22 protein-coding genes and 1 tRNA gene are annotated in these 20783 nt (G+C 46.7%); 9 read left to right on the top strand and 14 right to left on the bottom strand.

All coding sequences use genetic code 11. The annotated features are described in order from the left end of the window. Positions 1 to 65: 65 nt before the first annotated feature. Positions 66 to 437: a hypothetical protein gene (locus tag H595_RS0116700; protein ID WP_156886006.1), complete on the bottom strand. Its 372-nt coding sequence runs from the start codon at positions 435 to 437 to the stop codon at positions 66 to 68. A gap of 90 nt (positions 438 to 527) precedes the next feature. Continuing rightward, complete coding sequence (locus H595_RS0116695; protein ID WP_051219960.1) at positions 528 to 1421, bottom strand: MBL fold metallo-hydrolase; 894 nt, start codon at positions 1419 to 1421, stop codon at positions 528 to 530. A gap of 114 nt (positions 1422 to 1535) precedes the next feature. On the opposite strand from H595_RS0116695, the gene H595_RS0116690 reads away from it, so the two are divergent. The 5 genes from H595_RS0116690 to H595_RS0116670 all read left to right on the top strand — a co-directional run bounded on the left by H595_RS0116690 (position 1536) and on the right by H595_RS0116670 (position 4878). Continuing rightward, positions 1536 to 2288: a sulfite exporter TauE/SafE family protein gene (locus H595_RS0116690; RefSeq protein ID WP_027672225.1), complete on the top strand. Its 753-nt coding sequence runs from the start codon at positions 1536 to 1538 to the stop codon at positions 2286 to 2288. A 17-nt stretch (positions 2289 to 2305) separates the two neighbouring features. After that, positions 2306 to 2707, top strand: coding sequence for a rhodanese-like domain-containing protein (locus H595_RS0116685; RefSeq protein WP_027672224.1), 402 nt, complete (start codon positions 2306 to 2308; stop codon positions 2705 to 2707). A gap of 12 nt (positions 2708 to 2719) precedes the next feature. Continuing rightward, positions 2720 to 3124: a YeeE/YedE family protein gene (locus H595_RS0116680; protein ID WP_027672223.1), complete on the top strand. Its 405-nt coding sequence runs from the start codon at positions 2720 to 2722 to the stop codon at positions 3122 to 3124. Between the two features lie 20 nt (positions 3125 to 3144). Then, entirely contained in the window at positions 3145 to 3552 is a 408-nt protein-coding gene (locus tag H595_RS0116675) for a DUF6691 family protein (RefSeq protein ID WP_027672222.1), read from the top strand. A 108-nt stretch (positions 3553 to 3660) separates the two neighbouring features. Beyond that, on the top strand, positions 3661 to 4878 hold the full coding sequence (locus tag H595_RS0116670; protein WP_027672221.1) for a methyl-accepting chemotaxis protein: 1218 nt from the start codon (positions 3661 to 3663) through the stop codon (positions 4876 to 4878). 79 nt (positions 4879 to 4957) lie between these two features. Here H595_RS0116670 and H595_RS0116665 read toward each other — a convergent pair whose 3' ends face one another. The 5 genes from H595_RS0116665 to H595_RS0116645 are packed head-to-tail and all read right to left on the bottom strand — an operon-like array spanning position 4958 to position 9886. Continuing rightward, positions 4958 to 5857: an FAD:protein FMN transferase gene (locus H595_RS0116665; RefSeq protein ID WP_027672220.1), complete on the bottom strand. Its 900-nt coding sequence runs from the start codon at positions 5855 to 5857 to the stop codon at positions 4958 to 4960. A gap of 24 nt (positions 5858 to 5881) precedes the next feature. Then, entirely contained in the window at positions 5882 to 7171 is a 1290-nt protein-coding gene (locus H595_RS0116660; RefSeq protein WP_027672219.1) for a DUF3570 domain-containing protein, read from the bottom strand. After that, positions 7162 to 7392 (bottom strand): DUF4266 domain-containing protein, encoded by a 231-nt coding sequence (locus H595_RS0116655; protein ID WP_027672218.1) that lies wholly within the window; start codon positions 7390 to 7392, stop codon positions 7162 to 7164. Before H595_RS0116655 ends, H595_RS0116660 begins: the two co-directional genes overlap by 10 nt. A 5-nt stretch (positions 7393 to 7397) precedes the next feature. Then, positions 7398 to 7868 carry a TlpA disulfide reductase family protein gene (locus H595_RS0116650; protein ID WP_027672217.1) on the bottom strand — a complete coding sequence of 157 codons (471 nt, stop codon included), beginning with the start codon at positions 7866 to 7868 and terminating at the stop codon, positions 7398 to 7400. Positions 7869 to 7927: 59 nt separating this feature from the next. Next, the gene (locus tag H595_RS0116645) at positions 7928 to 9886 is read right to left on the bottom strand and encodes an LTA synthase family protein (protein ID WP_027672216.1); all 1959 of its coding nucleotides are present in this window, start codon (positions 9884 to 9886) and stop codon (positions 7928 to 7930) included. Positions 9887 to 10453: 567 nt separating this feature from the next. On the opposite strand from H595_RS0116645, the gene H595_RS24800 reads away from it, so the two are divergent. The 3 genes from H595_RS24800 to H595_RS0116630 all read left to right on the top strand — a co-directional run bounded on the left by H595_RS24800 (position 10454) and on the right by H595_RS0116630 (position 13342). Continuing rightward, a complete protein-coding gene (locus H595_RS24800) occupies positions 10454 to 10816 on the top strand; it encodes a phosphatase PAP2 family protein (protein ID WP_420876338.1) in 363 nt (120 codons plus the stop codon). Positions 10817 to 10905: 89 nt separating this feature from the next. Further along, complete coding sequence (locus tag H595_RS22640) at positions 10906 to 12585, top strand: phosphoethanolamine transferase (protein ID WP_051219957.1); 1680 nt, start codon at positions 10906 to 10908, stop codon at positions 12583 to 12585. Between the two features lie 58 nt (positions 12586 to 12643). Continuing rightward, on the top strand, positions 12644 to 13342 hold the full coding sequence (locus H595_RS0116630; protein WP_027672215.1) for a substrate-binding periplasmic protein: 699 nt from the start codon (positions 12644 to 12646) through the stop codon (positions 13340 to 13342). 98 nt (positions 13343 to 13440) lie between these two features. Here H595_RS0116630 and H595_RS0116625 read toward each other — a convergent pair. The 3 genes from H595_RS0116625 to dnaQ form a co-directional block, all read right to left on the bottom strand. After that, positions 13441 to 13517, bottom strand: a tRNA-Asp gene (locus tag H595_RS0116625). 108 nt (positions 13518 to 13625) lie between these two features. Continuing rightward, positions 13626 to 15074, bottom strand: a complete 1449-nt coding sequence (locus tag H595_RS0116620) for a TIGR03503 family protein (protein WP_027672214.1) — start codon at positions 15072 to 15074, stop codon at positions 13626 to 13628. Beyond that, positions 15062 to 15763: a DNA polymerase III subunit epsilon gene (dnaQ, locus tag H595_RS0116615; protein ID WP_027672213.1), complete on the bottom strand. Its 702-nt coding sequence runs from the start codon at positions 15761 to 15763 to the stop codon at positions 15062 to 15064. The genes H595_RS0116620 and dnaQ overlap by 13 nt, the downstream gene beginning before the upstream one ends. Positions 15764 to 15828: 65 nt before the next feature. Between dnaQ and rnhA the strand changes: the two genes are divergently transcribed. Next, on the top strand, positions 15829 to 16311 hold the full coding sequence (gene rnhA / locus H595_RS0116610; protein ID WP_027672212.1) for a ribonuclease HI: 483 nt from the start codon (positions 15829 to 15831) through the stop codon (positions 16309 to 16311). 130 nt (positions 16312 to 16441) lie between these two features. Here the strand turns inward: rnhA and H595_RS22635 are convergent, their stop codons facing one another. The 4 genes from H595_RS22635 to H595_RS0116590 form a co-directional block, all read right to left on the bottom strand. After that, positions 16442 to 17032, bottom strand: coding sequence for a glutathione peroxidase (locus H595_RS22635; RefSeq protein WP_240474927.1), 591 nt, complete (start codon positions 17030 to 17032; stop codon positions 16442 to 16444). A 96-nt stretch (positions 17033 to 17128) separates the two neighbouring features. Beyond that, positions 17129 to 19180, bottom strand: coding sequence for a TonB-dependent receptor (locus H595_RS0116600; RefSeq protein ID WP_027672211.1), 2052 nt, complete (start codon positions 19178 to 19180; stop codon positions 17129 to 17131). A 21-nt stretch (positions 19181 to 19201) separates the two neighbouring features. Beyond that, the gene (locus H595_RS0116595) at positions 19202 to 19708 is read right to left on the bottom strand and encodes a hypothetical protein (protein WP_027672210.1); all 507 of its coding nucleotides are present in this window, start codon (positions 19706 to 19708) and stop codon (positions 19202 to 19204) included. After that, positions 19705 to 20622: a tetratricopeptide repeat protein gene (locus tag H595_RS0116590; RefSeq protein WP_037055115.1), complete on the bottom strand. Its 918-nt coding sequence runs from the start codon at positions 20620 to 20622 to the stop codon at positions 19705 to 19707. Before H595_RS0116590 ends, H595_RS0116595 begins: the two co-directional genes overlap by 4 nt. Between the last annotated feature and the right edge of the window lie 161 nt (positions 20623 to 20783).

Genomic DNA, 20783 nt, shown 5'->3' with positions numbered 1-20783 from the left:
TTTGGCGATTGATCTGATCACCGAACGCCATGAATGTTCCTTCTGAGTTCATCTTTTTGTTTTAGCTAATAATTTTGTGGGGATACCTCAGGGTTTAACCCCCTGTTTTCGTGAATAACCAGCACGACAGGCAATGGCCCTGCAGCTTGTTTTGGCTGCACCAGGTAACCACGACCCTCGCCATGACCATTGGGTGATGGAAATGTTTGATACCGTGCTGTAATGGCTGGATCATTAAATGACACCTGCTCAGCTAAGGCATAATTGGGCAACATACTATTGATAAACGTGGTCGCTAATGCAGCGTTTACCGCTAAACCGCTCATACCGGCAAAAAAAGCGCGACGACTCATCAAGCCATGAGCATATTTGTCATAAAGTTGGTAGGCTTCAGCTGGAAGCTGTGGTTGTTTTTGCTTGGCATTTTTAGTCATCATATTGCTCTTTTTGTTAGGTAAAAGATTTAGTGCAATACGGGTTATAGTACACAACAGATCGGCTGTCAGCGACAGCCGATGTTTTTCAGGCTATTGCACTACTTTTAAGGGGATTTTGATGTAGCTTACGCCATTTTCAGCCGCAATTGGCAACTGGCCAGCTCGAATATTAACCTGTACCGATGGGTAGATAAGCCTTGGTACGGCCAGGGTTTTATCCCGAGTTTCACGCTTTAACACAAACTCTTGCTCTGCAGTATCCGCTTTGACATGGATATTATGTGCTTTTTGCTCAGCAACGCTGGTTTGATACTTAAGTTCACGTCCACCGGGCTGATAATCATGGCACATAAAAATCTGTGTTTGCTCAGGCAACTGATAAATACGCTGAATTGAGCGAAACAACACATGTGCGTCACCGCCGGGAAAATCACAACGCGCGGTGCCTGAGTCTGGCATAAACAGGGAATCACCGACAAATAAATTATCTGCAATCAAATAACTCACGCTATCGTTAGTATGTCCAGGGGTATTAATCACCTGTGCCTTTAACTCACCTATGGCAAAGGTTTCATTCTCGGTAAACAGTTTATCAAAATAGTCACCTTTGGCTGTCAACTCGTCATCACCCAGGTTAAACACCACCTTAAAGGTTTGCTGTACTTTTTTAATGCCTTCACCAATAGCCACCGGTGCGCCAGTTTTTTGTTTCAAATAATGCGCAGCAGATAAATGATCTGCATGAGCATGGGTTTCAAGGATCCAGTCTATACTCAACTGCTGCTGGGCAATATACGCCAACATCGTGTCTGCCCCTTCAGTGCTAACTGCGCCGGCAGCGGCATCATAATTCAATACCGGGTCAATAATCGCAGCGCGCTTACTATGAGTATCAGCAACCACATAGCTAAAGGTTGAGCTGTCCTGATCAAAGAACATTTCAATCAGCACATTGTGCTGATTATTGGTATGAAGGACTGACATAAACACCCCTTAAATTAGAATCTACTAAATTTCAATTGCAGCTTAACGAAAAGCAGTCTAAAATGCAATTAAGTTATAAGCATATTCCACTTTGTTATATAAAGGAAGGATTCCATGCTAGCGTTACTTGGTGCGATTGTCATTGGTTTAAGCCTTGGTCTATTTGGCTCAGGCGGTTCAATTCTTACGGTGCCAGTGTTGTTGTATTTACTGCATATGCCACCGCAGCTGGCCATTGCGTCTTCACTTCTTATTGTAGCGGGCATTAGCTTATTTGGCTCTGTGCGCAATGGGTTGCAACGCTTGATCAGCTGGCGTCATGTTTTATGGTTTGGTATTCCCGGCATGATGGGAACCTACGGTGGTGCCTGGTTTGGCACCTTGGTTGATGCCCGTTGGCAGCTATTGGTATTTTCGTTATTAATGTTAGTTGCCGCCGTGATGATGTGGTGCAGTAGTACCGGTGATAATGCTGAAGCTAAAGCGTTTAAACCGGCAAAAATTGTTTTAGACGGCCTGATTGTTGGCGTGATCACAGGCTTTGTCGGCGTTGGCGGCGGCTTTTTAATTGTACCGGCCTTAGTATTGCTGGGCGGTTTAAGTATGCCCATTGGTATTGCTACCAGTTTAGTGATCATCGCCATGAAATCGTTTGTCGGCTTCGGTAAGTATTATTGGGTGATGTCTGAGCAAGGTGTGGTTTTTGATTGGACAACCATTGGTCTAATGATTGTAGCGGGTATCGCCGGTAGCTATGTTGGCGGCGCGCTTGGCAAACGTCTACCTAAAGCACAATTGCAAAAAGCTTTCGCCGTTTTCCTGGTTATCATGGCGGCGGTGGTTATTTATCAGTCGGTGTTGAAATAAACGCAAAGGAGCAACAAATGAAAACGTCTCAAGAGTTAGTTGCACAAGCCAAAGCCGCAATTAAAGAAGTTGGCATTAATGAGCTTGCTACCGCACTTAAACAAGATGCTGAAACGGTACTTATCGATGTGCGTGAACCGGCTGAATATAGCCAACAGCACATTACCGGCTCGGTAAATTACCCGCGCGGAGTGCTGGAAATGAATATTCATAACCACCCTAAAGTGGCCGCCACCGGCTGTGAACTCAAGATGGCCTTGCAGCAACTGGCAGATAACACTATTTATGTTATTTGCCGTTCAGGTGCGCGCTCGGCGTTAGCAGCGGAATCGTTACAACGTATGGGGTTCACCAAGGTGTTTTCAGTTGACGGCGGAATGCAAGCCTGGCTAGATGCGGCGCTGCCCTTTAAACAATAACCTGAGGACAATATGGAAAACTTCACCCCAATATCTGCATTACTTGGCGGCGCGTTAATTGGTTTGGGCGCGTTAATTCTATTGGTTTTTTCTGGCCGTATTGCTGGTATATCCGGCATTGCCAGCAGCGCATTGTTTAACGCTGAAGGACGCAGTTGGCGGCTGGCGTTTTTGCTGGGTATTGTACTTGGCCCATTACTAGTAGGGGCAATTATCGCTGATTTTAGTTTTAGCACACCCGAGCTTGGCTGGCAGGTAATCGTCGCAGGTTTGCTGGTTGGCATAGGTACAGGTTGGGGCAGCGGCTGTACCTCTGGCCATGGTATTTGCGGCATTAGCCGTTTGTCACCCAGATCGCTTGCTGCTACCGTTATTTTTATGTTTAGTGGCATGCTTATCGCCACGTTACTGCACTAATTGCCTGGGGAGTTCACATAATGCCTGTTGTTATCGCTTTACTAGCCGGAGTGCTAATGTCCGCCGGCATTGCCTACTCACAGATGATAGATCCAGCAAAAGTGTTGGGGTTTTTATCGTTAAATAAAAACTGGGACCCCAGCTTAATGCTGGTCATGGCCGGCGCATTAGCCGTTTACAGTGCCGGTTTTTGGCTGTTTGCCGGTAAAGGTAAACCTTTGCTGGCAGAACATTTTCATTTACCGACAAAACGCGAACTGGATAAACCTCTGGTTATTGGCTCCTTGCTGTTTGGCGCAGGCTGGGGGCTGGTTGGTTACTGCCCCGGTCCGGCACTAGCCGCCATCAGTGCTGGCAGCTTAGGAACACTAGCGTTTGTTGCGGCAATGGTTGCAGGCTGGTTTATCAGTCGAAGATTACCCATTTAACCCAGACTTGCGCCAGATCAACTGCAAAGTTACTGCTCAGGTCGCCGCCAACTAATGGCTATGATATGCTAATTTTACTTAACGTAAAATGGTGGGTGTAGTGACCTTATGAGCGGATTTAACTCAGTCTATCTGTTTGTTGAGAAAACCTTTTTTGGCACGTTAAGCCGAAAAATTGTTGGCAACATAAGCTTTTTAGCTATATTTTTTCTACTAGCATTGTATTTAGCCTACCCTGCTGATGGCGCTAACAGCAGTTGGTGGTTATTACTGCTAATCGGTTTAGCGGCTTTTGCTTTTACTATTGGCTACATGCACTTTCTTATAGTCCGGCCAGTAAAAGCTTTAGTGTTGGCGTTACATGATACCAACCGAAAAGGCACTGATTTACAGCACCGTTTACCAGCATTTACCTATGACGAATTTCGCACTCTGTCAGATGAGTACAACCAATTTGTCAGTCAGCTGGGTGTATTATTGGCTGATATATATCAGCAAGCGGGCGAAACACACCAAATAAACGAGCAAGTGTCTGGCGCCGTAAACAATACCCGTAGCCATTTACAAAACACCGAGCAACGCAGTGAGCAAATTCGCCGCGAAAGTGATCAGGTATTGCAGTACTTGTCAGATATTGTGCGAAACGGTGATCAGGTTGGCCAGGTGTCAGGCGTAGCTGTTGATAAAGCTCAGGTTGCCAGTACCCAAATGCATCAACTGAGTGGACAGCTGTCTGGTATCGTTAATTTATTAAATAGCTTTGGTAAGACCATCAACGGCTTGCATAAAAACTCTGAAAACGTGCGACAAATTTTGGTGATGGTAGAAAGCTTTTCCGATCAAACAAATTTATTGGCGCTAAATGCGGCCATTGAAGCGGCAAGAGCTGGCGATGCAGGCCGCGGTTTTGCCGTAGTTGCTGACGAAGTGCGCACCCTTGCTGCTAAGGTAAATGCCGCAACCCGGCAGATTTCCGGCTTTTTAAATGAAATGGAGCAATTGGTCAGTGAAACCCGTAACGAATCAGAAAGCCTGAACCAACAAGCACAACACGCCCAACAGCAAATAGCCGACACCAGCACCGAGTTCACGGTACTGCAGCAAGAACTTCAGGAAGCAAAAACCGGTATCAATAACATTAATCATAGGGTTTTGGAGCTGGAGCAACGATATCAGCAAACACATCAACATCTTAGTGCAATAGAACAAGTCACCGGTGACGCGTATAACCAAATGTCTTCTATTGATAAAGCGGCTAAAGATTTGCTGGCCGGTACCGCACGCACGCAGCAACAACTAAAGCGCTTTGCGCGCAACCAGCAGTAACTAAAAGCCCAGGCCAGCCGTTTCAGATGATTTAGTCTGTTCAGCTGGCCCTACTTACTTGCCGATAGAATAGCCAAGACTACGCTACCAGCCAGTACTTAAGCCCCTGCGCCTGCAAAAAAGCTTCGGCACTGGCGCCTTGCAATAAAGCGGTTGTCGCTAGCATACCGGCCAACAAACAATTTGGTGCAGCAACGGTAACCGAGCGCGGTGCATCAGTTACCGGCCAGCCCGTTTTGGGGTTTAGAATATGACTGTACCGCACGCCATCTTTTAATAGAAAACGCCTGCTATCGCCGCTGGTAGCTAATGCTCCGGTGGTTAAACCTACGGCGGAAATAGCGTGATCAACTAAGCCTGGGTTTTCAATACCGATATGCCACAGACTGCCATCATGGCGCGGGCGGCTACAATGCATATCGCCGCCGAAGTTGACGACAATACTGGGTAAAGAACTGGGAGTAAATTGTGCCCGAAGCAGCTGTAATACCTTATCAACCGCATATTCTTTGGCAATACCGCCCAAGTCCAGCTCCATCCCTGCTGGCAGCAATATTTGTTTCGGTTTTAACTGCACCTGATGCCAACCAATATGCGGCAGCAATGCGGCAAGCTGCGCCTGACTTGCCAGACGGTCGGAACCATCAAACTGCCAGGCGCGACGTAAAATACCGCTACTGATATCAAATAAGCCATCGCTTAATTGATAACAGGTATTGGCAAACGTCAGCAACTGGGCGGTTTCGTCATCCAGTTGCTGCCATTGCCCAGCCCCCTGATTAAGCTGGCTAAGTACACTGTCTGTACGATAGCGGCTGTACTTCTGCTCAATACGCTCAGCTTCAGCAGCGGCTAACAGGGTTAACTCACGGCACAGCGTCATGTCTGCTGTTTCCAGCAGTATTTCACATGGGCTGGCCATTGCACTAAATTGCCCTAACGTGCAATTTTTTCCGCGGCTAACCGCAACATCGGTCATCTTTAGCCTTACGTTGGTTAATCTTTAAAAAGAATAACTTACCTGAGCCATAACTGCGGTAACTTTTTCATATAAATCAACATTTGCCAATACACCTGGCGCGTCAGCACCATCTTGCTCTGGATTTTGTTGATATAAAGCGATGCGGAACGATAATTCGTTACCGGCCGCCAGTTTAGTACCAAACTTTGCACCTAAGGTATAAGTACTCATTTTACCAATGCGATAATCTGCACTGGCGTACTGTGGCAGCGAGTCTGATTGCTGTAAAAACGGCAGATAAAACTCTGCAGCACTTTGCTGGTAATAACGTAACTGTGGCTCAACATACCACTGCTCGCTCACAGGGAAACGCCATTTAACGTCTGCCGTGTGTGATTTTAATTCCCAGTCATCCCACATATAACGGTATGACGCATCCAGATAGGTGCCACCAAGGTGCAGTTTATTCTGCCAGTACACGCTGTGCTTGGTGCGTTTATCAGGCCGGCTTTCATACAGGTTTTGCTGTACTTCGCCATTGCTGTTTACCACACTAACCAGCTTAAACGGGTCAGTCATATAGCCATCGGCCATACTTAATGAGTAGTTAAACTGCATCAGCCAATCGCGGTTTATCACCTGTGTTAGCCCCAGCAACATATCCACGGTATCTTTGGTATCATCGGCTCGGTCGCGAGTAGCATCAAATGCAGCCTGATAACTGTCGTCGTCGGCAAAGTTGCTACGCAATAACATCGGAGCAAACCCTGATGCTACGCCACCCTCAGGTGAAATAGTGTCATGGCTATAAGCCAAGCCCATAGAAACTGTTGTATTTTTCTGGTTAAAGTCACGCGCAACTGAACCATTCACCCCTAAAGAAAGATAATCATATTCTTTGGATAAATGCCCGCCACCACTGACACGCCAGTTTGGCGCAAGTGGTTGCTCCCAGCTGGCATCTAATTGCACCCGGGTGTCATGGAAGGTGTCGTCCAGTGGTGTATCGCCTGGAGCGACGTCATAGCTGCCTTTCCCTGATGGGCGGGTAAAGCTTTGCACACCTGGCTGTGCTACTGCACCGGTCGCAGATGCACCGGTTAGCGCATCAACAACCAAACCCAGATTAAGATATTTATCATCACCAAAATCGCCGCGGGCAGATAAAATAGCTTCGCCAGCGCTCACACGGTCTGTTTCGTTATACAACAAAATAGCGCTGTTAAATTGCCAGTCATCCAGTACAGTGCCAGCCTGTGCATCCTGTCCCAGCACGGCGCAGCTTGCTGCCGCCAACGCAGCACTGATATTTGCCAGTTGTTTTAATTGCATCCGCAACCTCCACCTGCAAAGCTGCGCCCGCCGCTACTGCCTTCTTTACTAAAATAAATATGATCATCAAGCCTGTTGTCCAAAGGCGCCGCATTTAACGCCATTTCTTCTTTTGCCAGAACATCCCGCTCCCAGGGTTTAACACCCAATGAGCTACAAGCTGTTACCTGACTCAACACTAATACCAGTGCAGCACAGCCCTGCAATTTTGTTATTCTCATCCTATTTACTCCTCGGCCAACAACTGGCGGATATGTTCTTCATACTTAGCCACATCTGCTTGTTTAAAGCCTTGATGACGAAAGCGGATATTGCCTTTTTTATCAATTAGGTAACTGCTAGGCATGCCCATTACCTGATAGTCTGATGCCAAAGCACCATCCTGATCGTAAAGCACACTAAAATTGGCTGGAAATTGCGCTAAAAAACGGCTGGCTTCTGCCCGGTCTTGATCTTCATTTACTGCAAGTACCAAGAGCCCATCTGAGCCATATTGATGATGTATTTGATTTAACCAGGGAAAAGACTTGCGACACGGGCCACACCATGAAGCCCAAAAATCAACCAGCAGCACTTTGCCTTGTAGCTGTTGCATGCTGCTTACCGGGCTACCTTCAAGCACGGTAAGTTCAATAGCATTGCCATTACCCGCTACTAACGCACTACAAAACAACACTATTAACACACCAAACCGCATAGCACCTCCAACACTGTTTGCAACAGACTATCCAGCAATACTTAAGAAAAGCTTAAGGTTTACTTAATCTGCGCCGGTAAATGATACTGCTGCTGGCGATAGAGATAAGACGGTAACAACACCTGCGCCAGTGCCCGCTTAACCTGAGCATCATCAGGCACCTGCTCTGATAACTGTAAGTGTTTTTTCTGTGGGTCGTAATGGGCAGCCACCGCGGGCTGACCCGGGCGCAAAATAGTAACCTGCTGCGCCTGCATCAAGGCAAAGTATTGATCAAACTGCATGAATGCCCGCCCCGGACTGGTATCGTCTGCACTAAAGTCGCGCCCCATCAGCGGTGTTTTGCCGCTAATCCCCATTAGCGATAATAGCGTTGGTGCTAAATCAATTTGGCTGGCGACAGGTGTAATGCGTTTTGCTGTTATATCAGCGCCTAAAATCAGCGCAGGAATATGGAATTTTTCTACCGGCACCAAATTATTGCCATAAACGCGGTTATCATGATCAGCCACAATCAAAAACAGCGTGTCTTGCCAATAGGGCTGTTTTTTAGCTTCTTCAATAAACTTACCCAGTGCATAGTCGGCATATTTTACTGCGTTATTCATGGTAGCTTTAGGTTGTTCGTGCAAACTAATACGCCCGTCAGGAAACTCAAACGGCGTATGATTAGACGAGGTAAAGACCAGGCTAAAAAACGGTTTTTGTTGTTGGTGCATATCAGCCAAATGGCTGGCTGTGGCCGTGAATAAGTCTTCATCACTAGCCCCCCAACTGCCCACAAACACTGGGCTTTGCATTTGCGGCAAATCAATAACCTGATTGATATCATTGCCGGTAAAAAAGCTGCGCATATTATCAAAATGCGCCTCTCCACCGTAAATAAAACTGGTGTTATAACCTTGCCGGGTAAGCGTACTGCCCAGGGTATAAAAGTTTTGCTGTGACAACGACAACTTGACGGTGCTTTGTGCCGGTGTTGGCATAAAGCCAGATACCACTGCTTCAATACCACGTACAGAACGGGTGCCGGTGGCGTACATTTGCTCAAACCACCAGCCATCCTGTTTTAACTTTTCAAGCTCAGGGGTAACAGGTACACCTCCAAGTGACTCAACAAAGGTTGCGCCCAAACTTTCTTGTAAAATGATTACCAGGTTGAGCGGCTTGTCACGCTTTATACTGGCTTGGTGATGATGCAACGTAGGTAGGGTAGCATCACTAAAGCTATGGTTTTTTAACCAGGGCCAGTCTAGCGCCAGTGCCAGCATTTCATCATCGGGCATTTTGCCGTAAATTTCGCTGGATCGCGCCTCATGTTTCATATTGTAAAGTGCATATAGCACTGAGTAGGGCGAATTAATAATTAATGAATTTACCAGCGCATCACTGGTAATGGCAAACATAGCAGGGTTAGCTGGCCGATGCTCAGTGCTGGAACGCACCGCAACAAATACCAGCACCACAAACAGCGGCCAGGTTAGCCATAAGGTTTTGCCTGAATAAGGCTTTGAGGCTGCTGATACGCGTTTAAACAGCTGATGTAAACCCCATAACAGTAACGCGGTAACCGCGATACCGCCTAACAACATGCCTCGATAGCCTTGCCACAAGGTGCTAAAAACTTCTTTAGGGTATTTTAGGTACTCAATGTAAAGCCGGTTCGGCCTTATATCGTATTGCAAAATAAACTGTGGTGTTGACACTTCTATAAAAACGACTAAACACAACCCCAGCAAAACCCATACATGGATAAAACGGCGCCATAGCGCAAAGCGTTTCCCACCTGCTAATAGCGGCGCTAATAACACCGGAAAAATTAACCACAAACCGGCAAAAATCAGATCGGCCCGCACGCCCTGCAACAACATATAACCAAGGTTGCCTGCAGCTGTAACACGGTCAAACTGCCAAATAAATAGCCCAATGCGGCTTATTGACATCAATAACAACATCATCAGCAGCATAACAAACAGCACGTAATAAGGGCCTAACAATTGTGGAAAACGTGTTTTCATATAGGTATGTCATTGCCAATGTGTGTAAGTAAACTGCAATGCATACTAGGTAAATAACCTTAAGATTATCTTAAGAAAATAAATATAAAGTATGGGATAAGTATGGCAGCGAAATGGGGTAAACAGGTATAGCCTTATGATGATTAAACACATGAACAGTTTGCAAAAATTACCTCTGCTGTTACTCATGTATATCGCCGCAATGCTGCTGTTAGATGCTGGAGGTGGCGATGTATGGCTGGCAGCTAAACTTTATAATCTGCAAGGGCAGCAGTGGCTACTGCAAGACCATTGGCTAACAGAACAGGTGCTTCATAAAGGCGCCCGCACACTGAACTACGTGTTTTGTTCCGTAGTGTTGCTGTTAACACTTTATCGTCTTTTACATTACAAAAAGTATCCCGCTAAAGCGCGCCGTTACGCAGCCTTAAGTTTATCGCTGATTTTTTCGTTTGCCCTGGTTGCGTATCTCAAATCAATCACCAATATTGCCTGCCCGTGGGATTTGGCTATGTTTGGTGGCACATCAAATCAATCACCAATATTGCCTGCCCGTGGGATTTGGCTATGTTTGGTGGCACAGAACCTTATTATCATTTGTTGCAGGCACGTCCGTCTAATTTGCGTCATATTCAATGCTTTCCAGCCGGGCATGCCAGTGTGGGCTATGCTTGGGTGGCGCTGTACTTTTTTATAAAACAAACAGCGGCGCGATGGCGCTATGCAGGTCTGGCCGCAGGTGTATTTACTGGCGTAGTATTGGGCATAAATCAGCAAATACGCGGCGCGCACTTTTTATCACACGACGTAACTACCTTACTCCTTTGCCTGCTATGCGCCAAAATATGCTTTATGCTATTTGCACCTACCCGACGCCCAGTGGAAGAGACTGCCAGTCAGATACATTTCGGCCGTACTGAAAATACCTAGCCTATTATTTCGATATACAATCCATTTAAGCTTTACTTAATAATTCACTAATACACTGCAAGAATCTCCCTTAATTAGTGCAGTATATTATGCCTGCTAATACCGTTCTTGCGATTAAACATACGCTATCTTTTCCTAAGCGCCCTGCAGTTTCGCGCGGGTTTTCTACCCTGGCGATGGCTGTGTTACTGACTCTGGCATATAACCAAATTTTTGTGCGTAGTGTCTGGTCTTTAGGTGGCTGGAGCCAGGCGTGGCCACTACTGAGCCTGTTATTTCTCGTCAATGTGTTGCTATGTCAACTGTTAAGTATTGGCAAAATTCAGAAGATCTGGCTGTTTGCGCTTGTCATTATTGCCGCTGCAAGCCAGTATTTTATGCAGCAATACGGTGTGTTAATTAACAAAGGCATGCTTCAAAATGCGTTGGAAACTGACAACCATGAAGCTATGGGCTTGCTCAATATCGCCATGCTGCCCTATTTTAGTTATTACTTACTGCTTCCAGGTGCATTTTTGCTCTGGACTAAACACCGGCCGCAGTCATTAAAACGTGGCGTACTGCATTATCTGGCGATAATGATGGTAAGCACTCTGCTCGCTACCGTATTAGTCGTTAGCCAATATCAAAATTTCGCCCCGGCGCTGCGTGAACATCGCGACTTAAAACACCAGGCAGTACCGTTTAATGCTATTAATGCAGCGATAGGCTTATTAAAAAGCAACACTGCACAAAGTAACACTATCGAGTTTCAGCACTACGCCGAAGATGCCCGCCTGATAACCGGCGTAGGCAAACCACAGCTGGTTATTATGGTACTTGGCGAAACGGTACGAGCCGACCATTTAGGTATTAATGGTTATCATCGTAATACCACACCAAAACTGGCACAGCGGAAGCTGCTAAATGTAGGCGCCATAAGTTCATGCGGTACCGCAACGGCGGTGTCAGTGCCTTGCATGTTTAGCTACCTTAATCAGCAAAACTATAATGACGGCTTGGCAAAAAACTCAGACAACCTGCTGGATGTGCTGCAACGATCAGGTGTCACCGTAATATGGCGGGACAATAACTCTGGCTGCAAAGGCATGTGTGACCGGGTAACACAGGATAAAAGCTTTACTACAGAAGCAACAGACTGTAACGATGGCGAGTGCCCGGACAGCAACTTGTTGAACCATCTCAAAGACACTATTCTGAAAGCGAAATCGGGTGCGAAACCAATATTTATTGTGCTACATCAGCAAGGAAATCATGGGCCAGAATACTACAAACGTAGCTTGGATAATCAAAAGCTATTCTTGCCAGAATGTAAAAACAATTTATTAAACCAGTGCCTGCCAGAGCACATTATCAATGCCTACGACAATGCGATTGTCGCAACAGATGAGTTACTCAACAATACCATTAACTTATTGGAGGACTTATCAACCGACTTTAACACCTCGATGCTATACGTGTCAGATCACGGCGAATCACTTGGTGAAAATGGGGTGTATTTACATGGCTTACCCTACTGGATGGCGCCTGAGAGCCAAACCCGGGTACCCATGTTGATGTGGTTTTCACCGCAAACCATTGAACAAAACACCTTTAATACGAACTGCATCCTACAAAATGCAAAGCAAGCTGGCAGTCATGACATGTTATTTGACTCGCTGCTAAGCTGGATGCAGTTAGAATCGACCGCCATTCGCCCCGAGCAAGATATGTTCCGCGGTTGCTCGAGCATGGCATCCGACATTAGCAGTAATAAAACTGCGGCTTAGCATTGCCAATGTGCATCAGTACGTTAATATGAGCTGTCGTGTTTATTTACGAGTTGCTATGCGAGTTTTACCAGCATTAATACCATTGCTAGTTGTTTATTCTGAAGCTGTATTCAGTGCGGAATTGCGATTTGGCGTGCACAACTTCCCACCTTATTTTGTGCTAAATTCGCCTGATGACTGTAGCGGGGAAGCCGTAGAGCTCACGCGCCGTATTCTTGAAAGTGAAACGGTAAAAGTTACCGCTGTATGTGCAACACCGGCACGACTATATAAAATGCTGGAACTGGGTGAGGTAGATGCAACCATAAATATTAAACACACCAAAGCCCTGCCTCAAAACGTGAGTTTCGTCGCGCCACCTTATGCACAACTCTCTTTGGTTTTATTAACGCATGGTGCAGCAGTAGCACGTGAAAAACGCCTAACTGTTGCCGCCATTCGTGGCTTTGATTACCATGGGCAACGCCAACTGCTAGAAGAAAAAGGCTATAGTTTTATTGACTTACCCGACAGCATTAGTGCGGTAGAATTATTTGTTAAAGGCCGCAGCAGTGCGCTACTAACCTATGAAGCTCCGTTTAACTATTATTTGAAACAACATGGCAAGCCATTTGCTACGCACTATCAACGTTTCGCATTAGACGCCATTGATACCTATTATGTGGTGTCTAACCTGTCGCCGCACAAAGACTATATAAGCAATACATTACAGCGCTATGCGCTGTCAAAGCAATTGAGCTACTTCTCAAATTGACCCATCAAGTTTTTATTCAATATAAATAGATGCTAAAGCACAGTTATGGATGCTTAACTGAACAAACTTATGCTTAGTGGCACTAGAGGACAGGAAAATGGCGGAGCGGACGGGACTCGAACCCGCGACCCCCGGCGTGACAGGCCGGTATTCTAACCGACTGAACTACCGCTCCGCACCAATTGCACTGCAGAATTTCATTTGGGTATCCTGCTGTGCGGCGGGAATGATACGGATTAGCCTAAAGGCCGTCAACACCTTTTTTGCCGCATTTGCCTAATCCTTAATCATCCGGTAGCGTAAGATCCAGAATGTCGTCCATATCGTTGTTTTTTTGTACATCAGCCGGTTTTTTTTCTGCCTTACTACTGTTTTGCTGTGCCCCTGCAATGGATTGCGCCGCAGTGCTGTCTTTTTTCCGCCAAAACATTAAATAGGCCAACTGTTTGTCAGCTATAATAAACCAGATAGCAAACCCGCCACCAAACAAGATCACCATATTGGCTACAATGACTAAGGCCCAAGGAAACTCAGGTTCAGGTTCAGCCTCCGCCTGCTCCGCGGCAATCTCATCTTTAATGCTTTGGGGTAATTCTTCCAGCACTGGCGCTTCTTGCACTGGCCGGTTTACTACAAAACTGATCTCCGGCAGGTTAAGCATAAATTGGCGGCCGTCTTGCATCTCGCCATAGGCAGACACATCGAGAATATAGCTACCATGACCCAAGTTACGCAGTTGCAGTTCTCTTGGTGCCAGACCCGGCTCGTTCAGTGCAAACTCGTCTACTTCACCATTAGGGTACCTAACCCGCCCCTGCAGTAGTAAAGATTCAGCTTTTACACTCTCATCCGTAATACGAAACACCACCTCATGTGGCAGTGCCTCAACATTAGGGTGAGTTTCGTCAACCGCTAGCGACGATGTAATGTCAGCTATAATAGGGGCTGCTTTTAATACCACCGGGGCCTGTTCAACTTCCCGGCTATATAAAGGGGTGTTAACAATGTATTTAGGGATCCACTCGCCAGAGACAAAACGCAACTGAAATTCACCGGTAAAAATACCATCCCTTGCACGCTCATCGTAACCTTTGCCGTCATCCCTAAAATGTGCAACCTGCACCACACCGCGGCCGAAGTTGTCATAATCAGCATTGTTTGTACTGATAAAAATCACTTCTAGTGCCAGCACGTCACGAAAATCTTTGGCGTTTATCGGTTCATTGCCATTTGTTAGCCGTGCGGTTACTTTTATTGTCTCACCAACCAACATATTTGCTGGCAGCGGATCGACAGTGAGTTTTATATCTGTCAGCACTAAAATTCGGCTTTGCGGTAACAAACGGCCTACCGCTTGCCAGGGGCCAGGTGCCGGATTCTTTATTTGTATTAAATCAAAGGTACTGGCATCGTGCCAACGTACGTTTTGCTCTTCCGCAGTGCTAAAGTGAATTTTGCTGCCATCAGGCTTTACTAACACAACGGACGCTGAGCCGCGCTTGCGAAAGAGCAGCAAAGTTATTTCGTCAACATTTTCATCTATGCGAAAACGATTATCAAACAAGGGGATTTGGTTTTTAGTGGGCAGATCGGAAAGTAACTCAAATCCGCTGTCATAAAGCGCTTCGGCATCTACAGAGGCAGACACAAGCTCATCGTTGGTTTGCGAGCTTTGCGCTATCAACATAGGGCTACATAACAACAAACAAAGTAGTGTTATCAGTTTCGCCACAGGCAACTGCCTCCTTTTTTCTGTACCAGATCTAGCCGGCTTTCATGAGCCGCTAACTCTTCATCTGTCGCACGAAGTACTTTTAGCTGGCCTGAACGCTTAATAGCTGCTGGGCCTTGCCCCTGATCCTGCCCTTCTTGCTCGTTTGCCAAATTTAAACTGACTTGGCCCCCGGTCATTAATAAGTAAACATCTGCCAGGATTTCAGCATCTAACAAAGCGCCATGCAATGTTCGGTGGCTATTATTAATATCGTAGCGTCGACACAATGCATCAAGGTTGTTCTTCTGACCAGGATGCATTTCCCGCGCCATTAATAGCGTATCTAATATGGTGCAGTATTCGGCAACCGGCGGCAGTTGAGGGTGTAACATGGAAAACTCATGGTTGATAAACCCCACGTCAAACGCAGCATTATGAATAACCAGTTCTGCACCCTGGATGTAGTTGTAAAAATCCTGCGCAATTTCGCGAAATTTAGGTTCATGCCGCACGCGTTCGTTAGTAATACCGTGTACGGCGACTACTTCAGCGTCAATAATCCGTTCTGGATTAATATAAACATGAAAATTATTTCCGGTAAAACGGCGGTTTATTAGCTCTACACAACCGATTTCAACAATACGGTGGCCGTCTTTGGGGTTAATACCGGTGGTTTCAGTGTCGAGAATAATTTGTCTTTTGGCCATGGTCGTTTCGTTTTTTACAGCATTTGGGTTAGATTATACGCCGTTTTGGTTTGAGGAAAGGCTTTATGCGCAAATCTGTTGCGATATACACTGACGGCTCCTGCTTGGGCAACCCTGGACCGGGGGGGTATGGTGCCGTGTTAATATACAAACAACATCGTAAGGAGCTTAGCGGCGGCTATAAGCTCACCACAAACAATCGCATGGAGTTACTTGCGGCAATTATTGCGCTGGAAAGCTTAAAAGACAGCTGCGACGTTGATTTAACCACCGACAGTCAGTACGTTCGGCTGGGTATTACGCAGTGGCTGGCGGGTTGGAAACGCAACAGTTGGAAAACCAGTGCAAAGCAGCCGGTAAAAAATCAGGATTTATGGCAACGGCTCGATACAGCAGCACAAGCACACAAAGTAAGCTGGCATTGGGTTAAAGGCCATGCCGGCCATCCGGAGAACGAACGCTGCGATGTGTTAGCCCGTAGCGCAGCAGAAGCAAAACCCACCACGGTGGACCACGCTTTTGAACAAGCGCAGGCTAACGCTGGCTAAACAGGGCGCTACCAATTGCTTTTGCTACAACACTCGCTTTGGCTCATCACAGCAACTCGTTCGCTTGCGCTCACTCAGACACTCTGTGATGACCAAATCGAGGTTCTAGCCGCAATTGGCAAAGGTTAACTTACTCGCCTGACTTCTCTGTGCTAGCAGCCATGGCTATATTGGCAGCTAACATTTTTTCCAGTTCAGCAATAAAGTCTTTATCATCTGGCGACGTGCGGCTACCAAAATGCTTTACCGTTTGCTCATCGCCACTGACCAGATATTTGTTAAAGTTCCAGCTTGGTGTTTCGCCGGTTTTAGCAATAAGCGCTTTAAATACCGGATTAGCGTCATCACCCTTCACTTTTGAACTGGAAAACATCGGAAATTTAACACCGTAGGTTAGGTAGCACACTTCTGCCGTTTTCTCTGCATCGTCATATTCTTGTTTAAAGCTGTCTGATGGAAAGCCTAATACGACGAAACCTTTATCCTGGTATTTTTGGTACAACGCTTCAAGCGCATCAAACTGCGGTGTAAAACCACATTTACTGGCTGTGTTAACCATCAAAATGGTTTTGCCTTTGTAACTGTCACATAAATCGACGCTCTCGCGGGTATTTAGCTGCTGCATCGAGTGACCTAAAATATCACCACATTGATTCGCCATTACCGGGGTAGATAATACACCTGCACTCAATGCTATTGCTCCTAACCATGCTTTCATCATTTTTCTCCGTCGTTCGATTAATGAGAGTGAACTTATATCGCACTCTACTACGTGCTAAGTGATCAAACCGATCTATTCCGGCGTTATCGTGCGCGCTTAAAAGCGATATGACAACTTAAACCGCACACTGCGTGGTGCAATAGGATGCGAATGTGTATCTTCAACTCCCTCGGGCGCTTCTGCAGTTAAACGTGACGTATAATAGTAATCAATATCGTTGTCGGCACTGTCAAACAAATTAAGCACTTCAATAGCCAGTTGCCATTGTTGCCATTGATAGCGGTAGTCTGCATTTACCACCGTAGTTGGGTTGGAACGCTGCTGATTAAAACTTTCCAGTGTACGTTTACCAAAATGTCGCAGACGCACACTGGCCTGCCACGGCGAATTGGCTTTGTAAATTAGCCCCATGCCCAATACAACCGGCAATGCTCCATCGACATAAGCCCCCTCTTGCGCCACATTTTCTGTAAAGCGTGAGCGGGTAAGCGCTAACTCAGCATCAAGACTCCAGTTAGCACCAAACCAGTAATAGGCTGCCATTTCAATACCGTAGCGTTTTGATGCCCGCCCGGGTTCGTTCGTGCCGGCGTCACCTACGTACAATAGCTCTGAATCTACGTCCAAATACCATAGAGCCATTGAGGCGTTAAATGCACTGTAGTCAAAAAACCGTAGGCCTAATTCAGCACCGTTAGAACGCACCAGAAAATCTACCGGCGCAACAGGCTCTAGACTGAGTGGATCAACTTGTGTGGTAGCCCCCCTCGCATCATTTGAATGAAACCCCTGCCCGGCGCTGGCGTAAGCTTGCCACTTTGGTGCAAACTGATAACTTAAACCGGCTTTAGCTGACCAGATCCCGTCACTGGCACTACCGGTATTTTGGACCAGAGAACTGTCGACATCGGCTGAAAATATATCATAGCGCAAGCCCAGATGTGCTGCCCAGTCGGCATTAAGCTCTAATTGGGTTTGGCTGTATAACCCTAAGGAACTTTGCTGCAATTGATCCTGCCGCACGGTATTTAACCGCTGTCGTGCCTGTGTCTGATACAACCCCACTTCAGTAATATCGTCATAGCGTAGTTGTGCGCCTATAACATGCTCAAGCGCAAACTGGCCAACCCGATGATGCCAGTGATGACTTAATTCACCGCCATAAATCCAGCGCTTGTCTACTTGCTCAAACTGATCACCATTAACGGGATCGCTTAGGAAATAAGTAAAGTTAGACCACAAGTCCATATCACTTTGAATCGCATAGGCACTACCCTGCCAGGCATCGCTTAACCAACTGGCAGATAAGCTATAACGTGCACTTTCGCCGCCTACAGTGGTATCTAGTGAACCCAACGCATCTATAATGCCGGCATCGACCGCACGCTGTGGAATTTGATCGGCTGAATTCCAACTATTGTCGTATGCCATTAAGGTTACAGCGAATTGCCCGTCGCCAAGCGGACGGCTGTAACGCGCATTAACATTAACCTTACGTACATCTTCGTCGATATCTGTCCAAGGACCGTCGTAACGCTGTAGCTCAATACCAAACAGCACATCACCTGAGCCTTGCTTAGTGCTGCCTTTGGCCAGTAAGCGCTTATAGCCCTCCTCACCCAGAGCCAACTCTATCAAACGCGGGGTACGGTTTTGCACTTTGAAGCGTGCCGAGCCAGCAGCAGAAGAATCACCGTTTTCTGCATAGTAAGCGCCTTTTTTATAATCAATTTGCTGCACCAATTCAGGTATTATAAAACTAAGATCGGTATATCCCTGGCCATGGCCATGGCTGCGCATATTTACCGGCATGCCATCAACAAAGGTGCTGAAATCGGTACCATGATCAAGATTAAAACCACGCAGAAAATACTGATTAGCCTTACCACTGCCGCTGTGCTGAGTAACTACCATGCCCGGTATAAACTCTAAAATTTCACCGGTGCGCGACAACGGACGATCAGCAATTTCGCCGTTACCAATCACCCCCTCTGATGCCGAGCTAGATTGCCCAAGCAAGTCTGTCTGGTGCCCACGAACGGTTATTTGTTCAAATACATTGCCGGATAAACTATCCGCATGCGCGAGCATGCTGTTGGCTAATCCTGCGATTGCCAAACTCAAAGCTGATAAGCGAAAAACTAACATGAAAAACCCTTACATGATGGCTTAATTTGCCGGAAATATTAAGGTGTCGCTATCAAGCACCACGCGACGTCGATCCGCTGCTGTGTGCCAGAATAATAACGCTTTGTGGCTATGTTCAATGTCGAACAACGCCCGATATTGCAATTGCCAGGCTTGGTGTGTAGCGCACTGCACTTCAACCGCTAGCTGCAGGTAAAACTCACCCTGTATTTGCTGTAAAACCCAAGTGTCAGCGCGCTGAGGCGTAAGTGTGCATGCTATGTTGTCTGCGGTAAACTGCATGCGCATGGTTATGTATGAAATAAGAACGGCTTCACTGTCTAGCACCTGCTGCCAGCGCACTGTATTAACGTCAGGGGTCGATAACAACTTAGCCTGTGCTAAGTCATGTAAAGCGACTTGCCAGACAATTAATGGCTGACCATCACGTTCACTGACATCCAGATAGGCCGTACTGAACTTATGTGCCTGTACGTTATTCGCCAACAAAGCAGTTAATAAGGCAAGACATAAACATAACGTTTTCATAATCGCCCCTCTTCTTGCTGCACTGCACTTCGCGCGCGCTGTAATAACATCAGATCATCCGGCTCTTTCGCGCTGGCATAATTAAGTTGCGCCCAATGAAGTGCTGCTTGCGCATCGGGCTGAACCGCTAAAAAGTAATGCACCATGTCAGCGGCATGATCCTTATCACCACGTGCTATGCGTAGCATCATTCGCGGTTCTAGCTGCGTCATATAACGCTCACCCTGCTTAGTATTGCGTTCAGCCAATGCCAATCGCAGCAAGAGCCCGTCGGTTAAGCCATACTCTTGCTCTAGCGGCTGTAATCTGGCATACACGGCAGCAGACGCATCTTGCTGGAGACTTAAATCAGCCCATTTTAGGCACAAGCTTACCGGCGCCTGAGGCAGTGCGGGTTCAAGCCAGCCAATTGCCTGTTGCGGTTTACCTAACATTTCAGCTTGTTCTGCCAAAATGCCGCGCAGCCAACTATCCAATGCCACCGATAACGATTTCTGTTGTGAATAAAGCTGCTGCAAGGCGGTATAACTCTGTATGGCATTGCCGCGACGGCCTGCAACCTCATAGCTGCAAACGGAAAATAAAAATAACTCTTGCCACAAACGCGCGCAGGCTTGTTGCGCTGCCGCGGTATTGTTTTGCGCCAGATAAATTCGCGCAGCCATCAAGCTAGCATTGATATTGGCTGCATCGCGCTCAAAGACCCGCTGTAAACTTTCCAGCGCAGTGGCAAACTGATGTTGCTGTTGTTGCATATCAGCCAGCAATAACCAGTACGAGTCACTGTTTCTGCTGGTCGAACTTAATTCATCTAGTAATGCCTGCGCCTGATGAAACCAGTCATCAAAGCCGGGCTTACGAGCGCCCTGCAAATAATCGTGGTAGAACGACCCATTACTGAGCCGCCCCCACACAGATCCGGACGTGCGGAATTACCGCATCCGGCTCTTCAGTTATATATTCACTCGTGTAAAACACGCCCTTAATACCAGTCAACATGGATAATTCGCTTACCCACCCGTGGTTTCTCAATACCAAAATACATTAGCATCTGTTTGAAATTACTCCAATTATA

Origin of the sequence: Rheinheimera baltica DSM 14885 (assembly GCF_000425345.1) — a bacterium.
GTDB lineage: Bacteria > Pseudomonadota > Gammaproteobacteria > Enterobacterales > Alteromonadaceae > Alishewanella > Alishewanella baltica.
The sequence above is the reverse complement of the archived record's forward strand: the minus strand, read 5'-3'. Positions and strand labels throughout refer to the sequence as shown.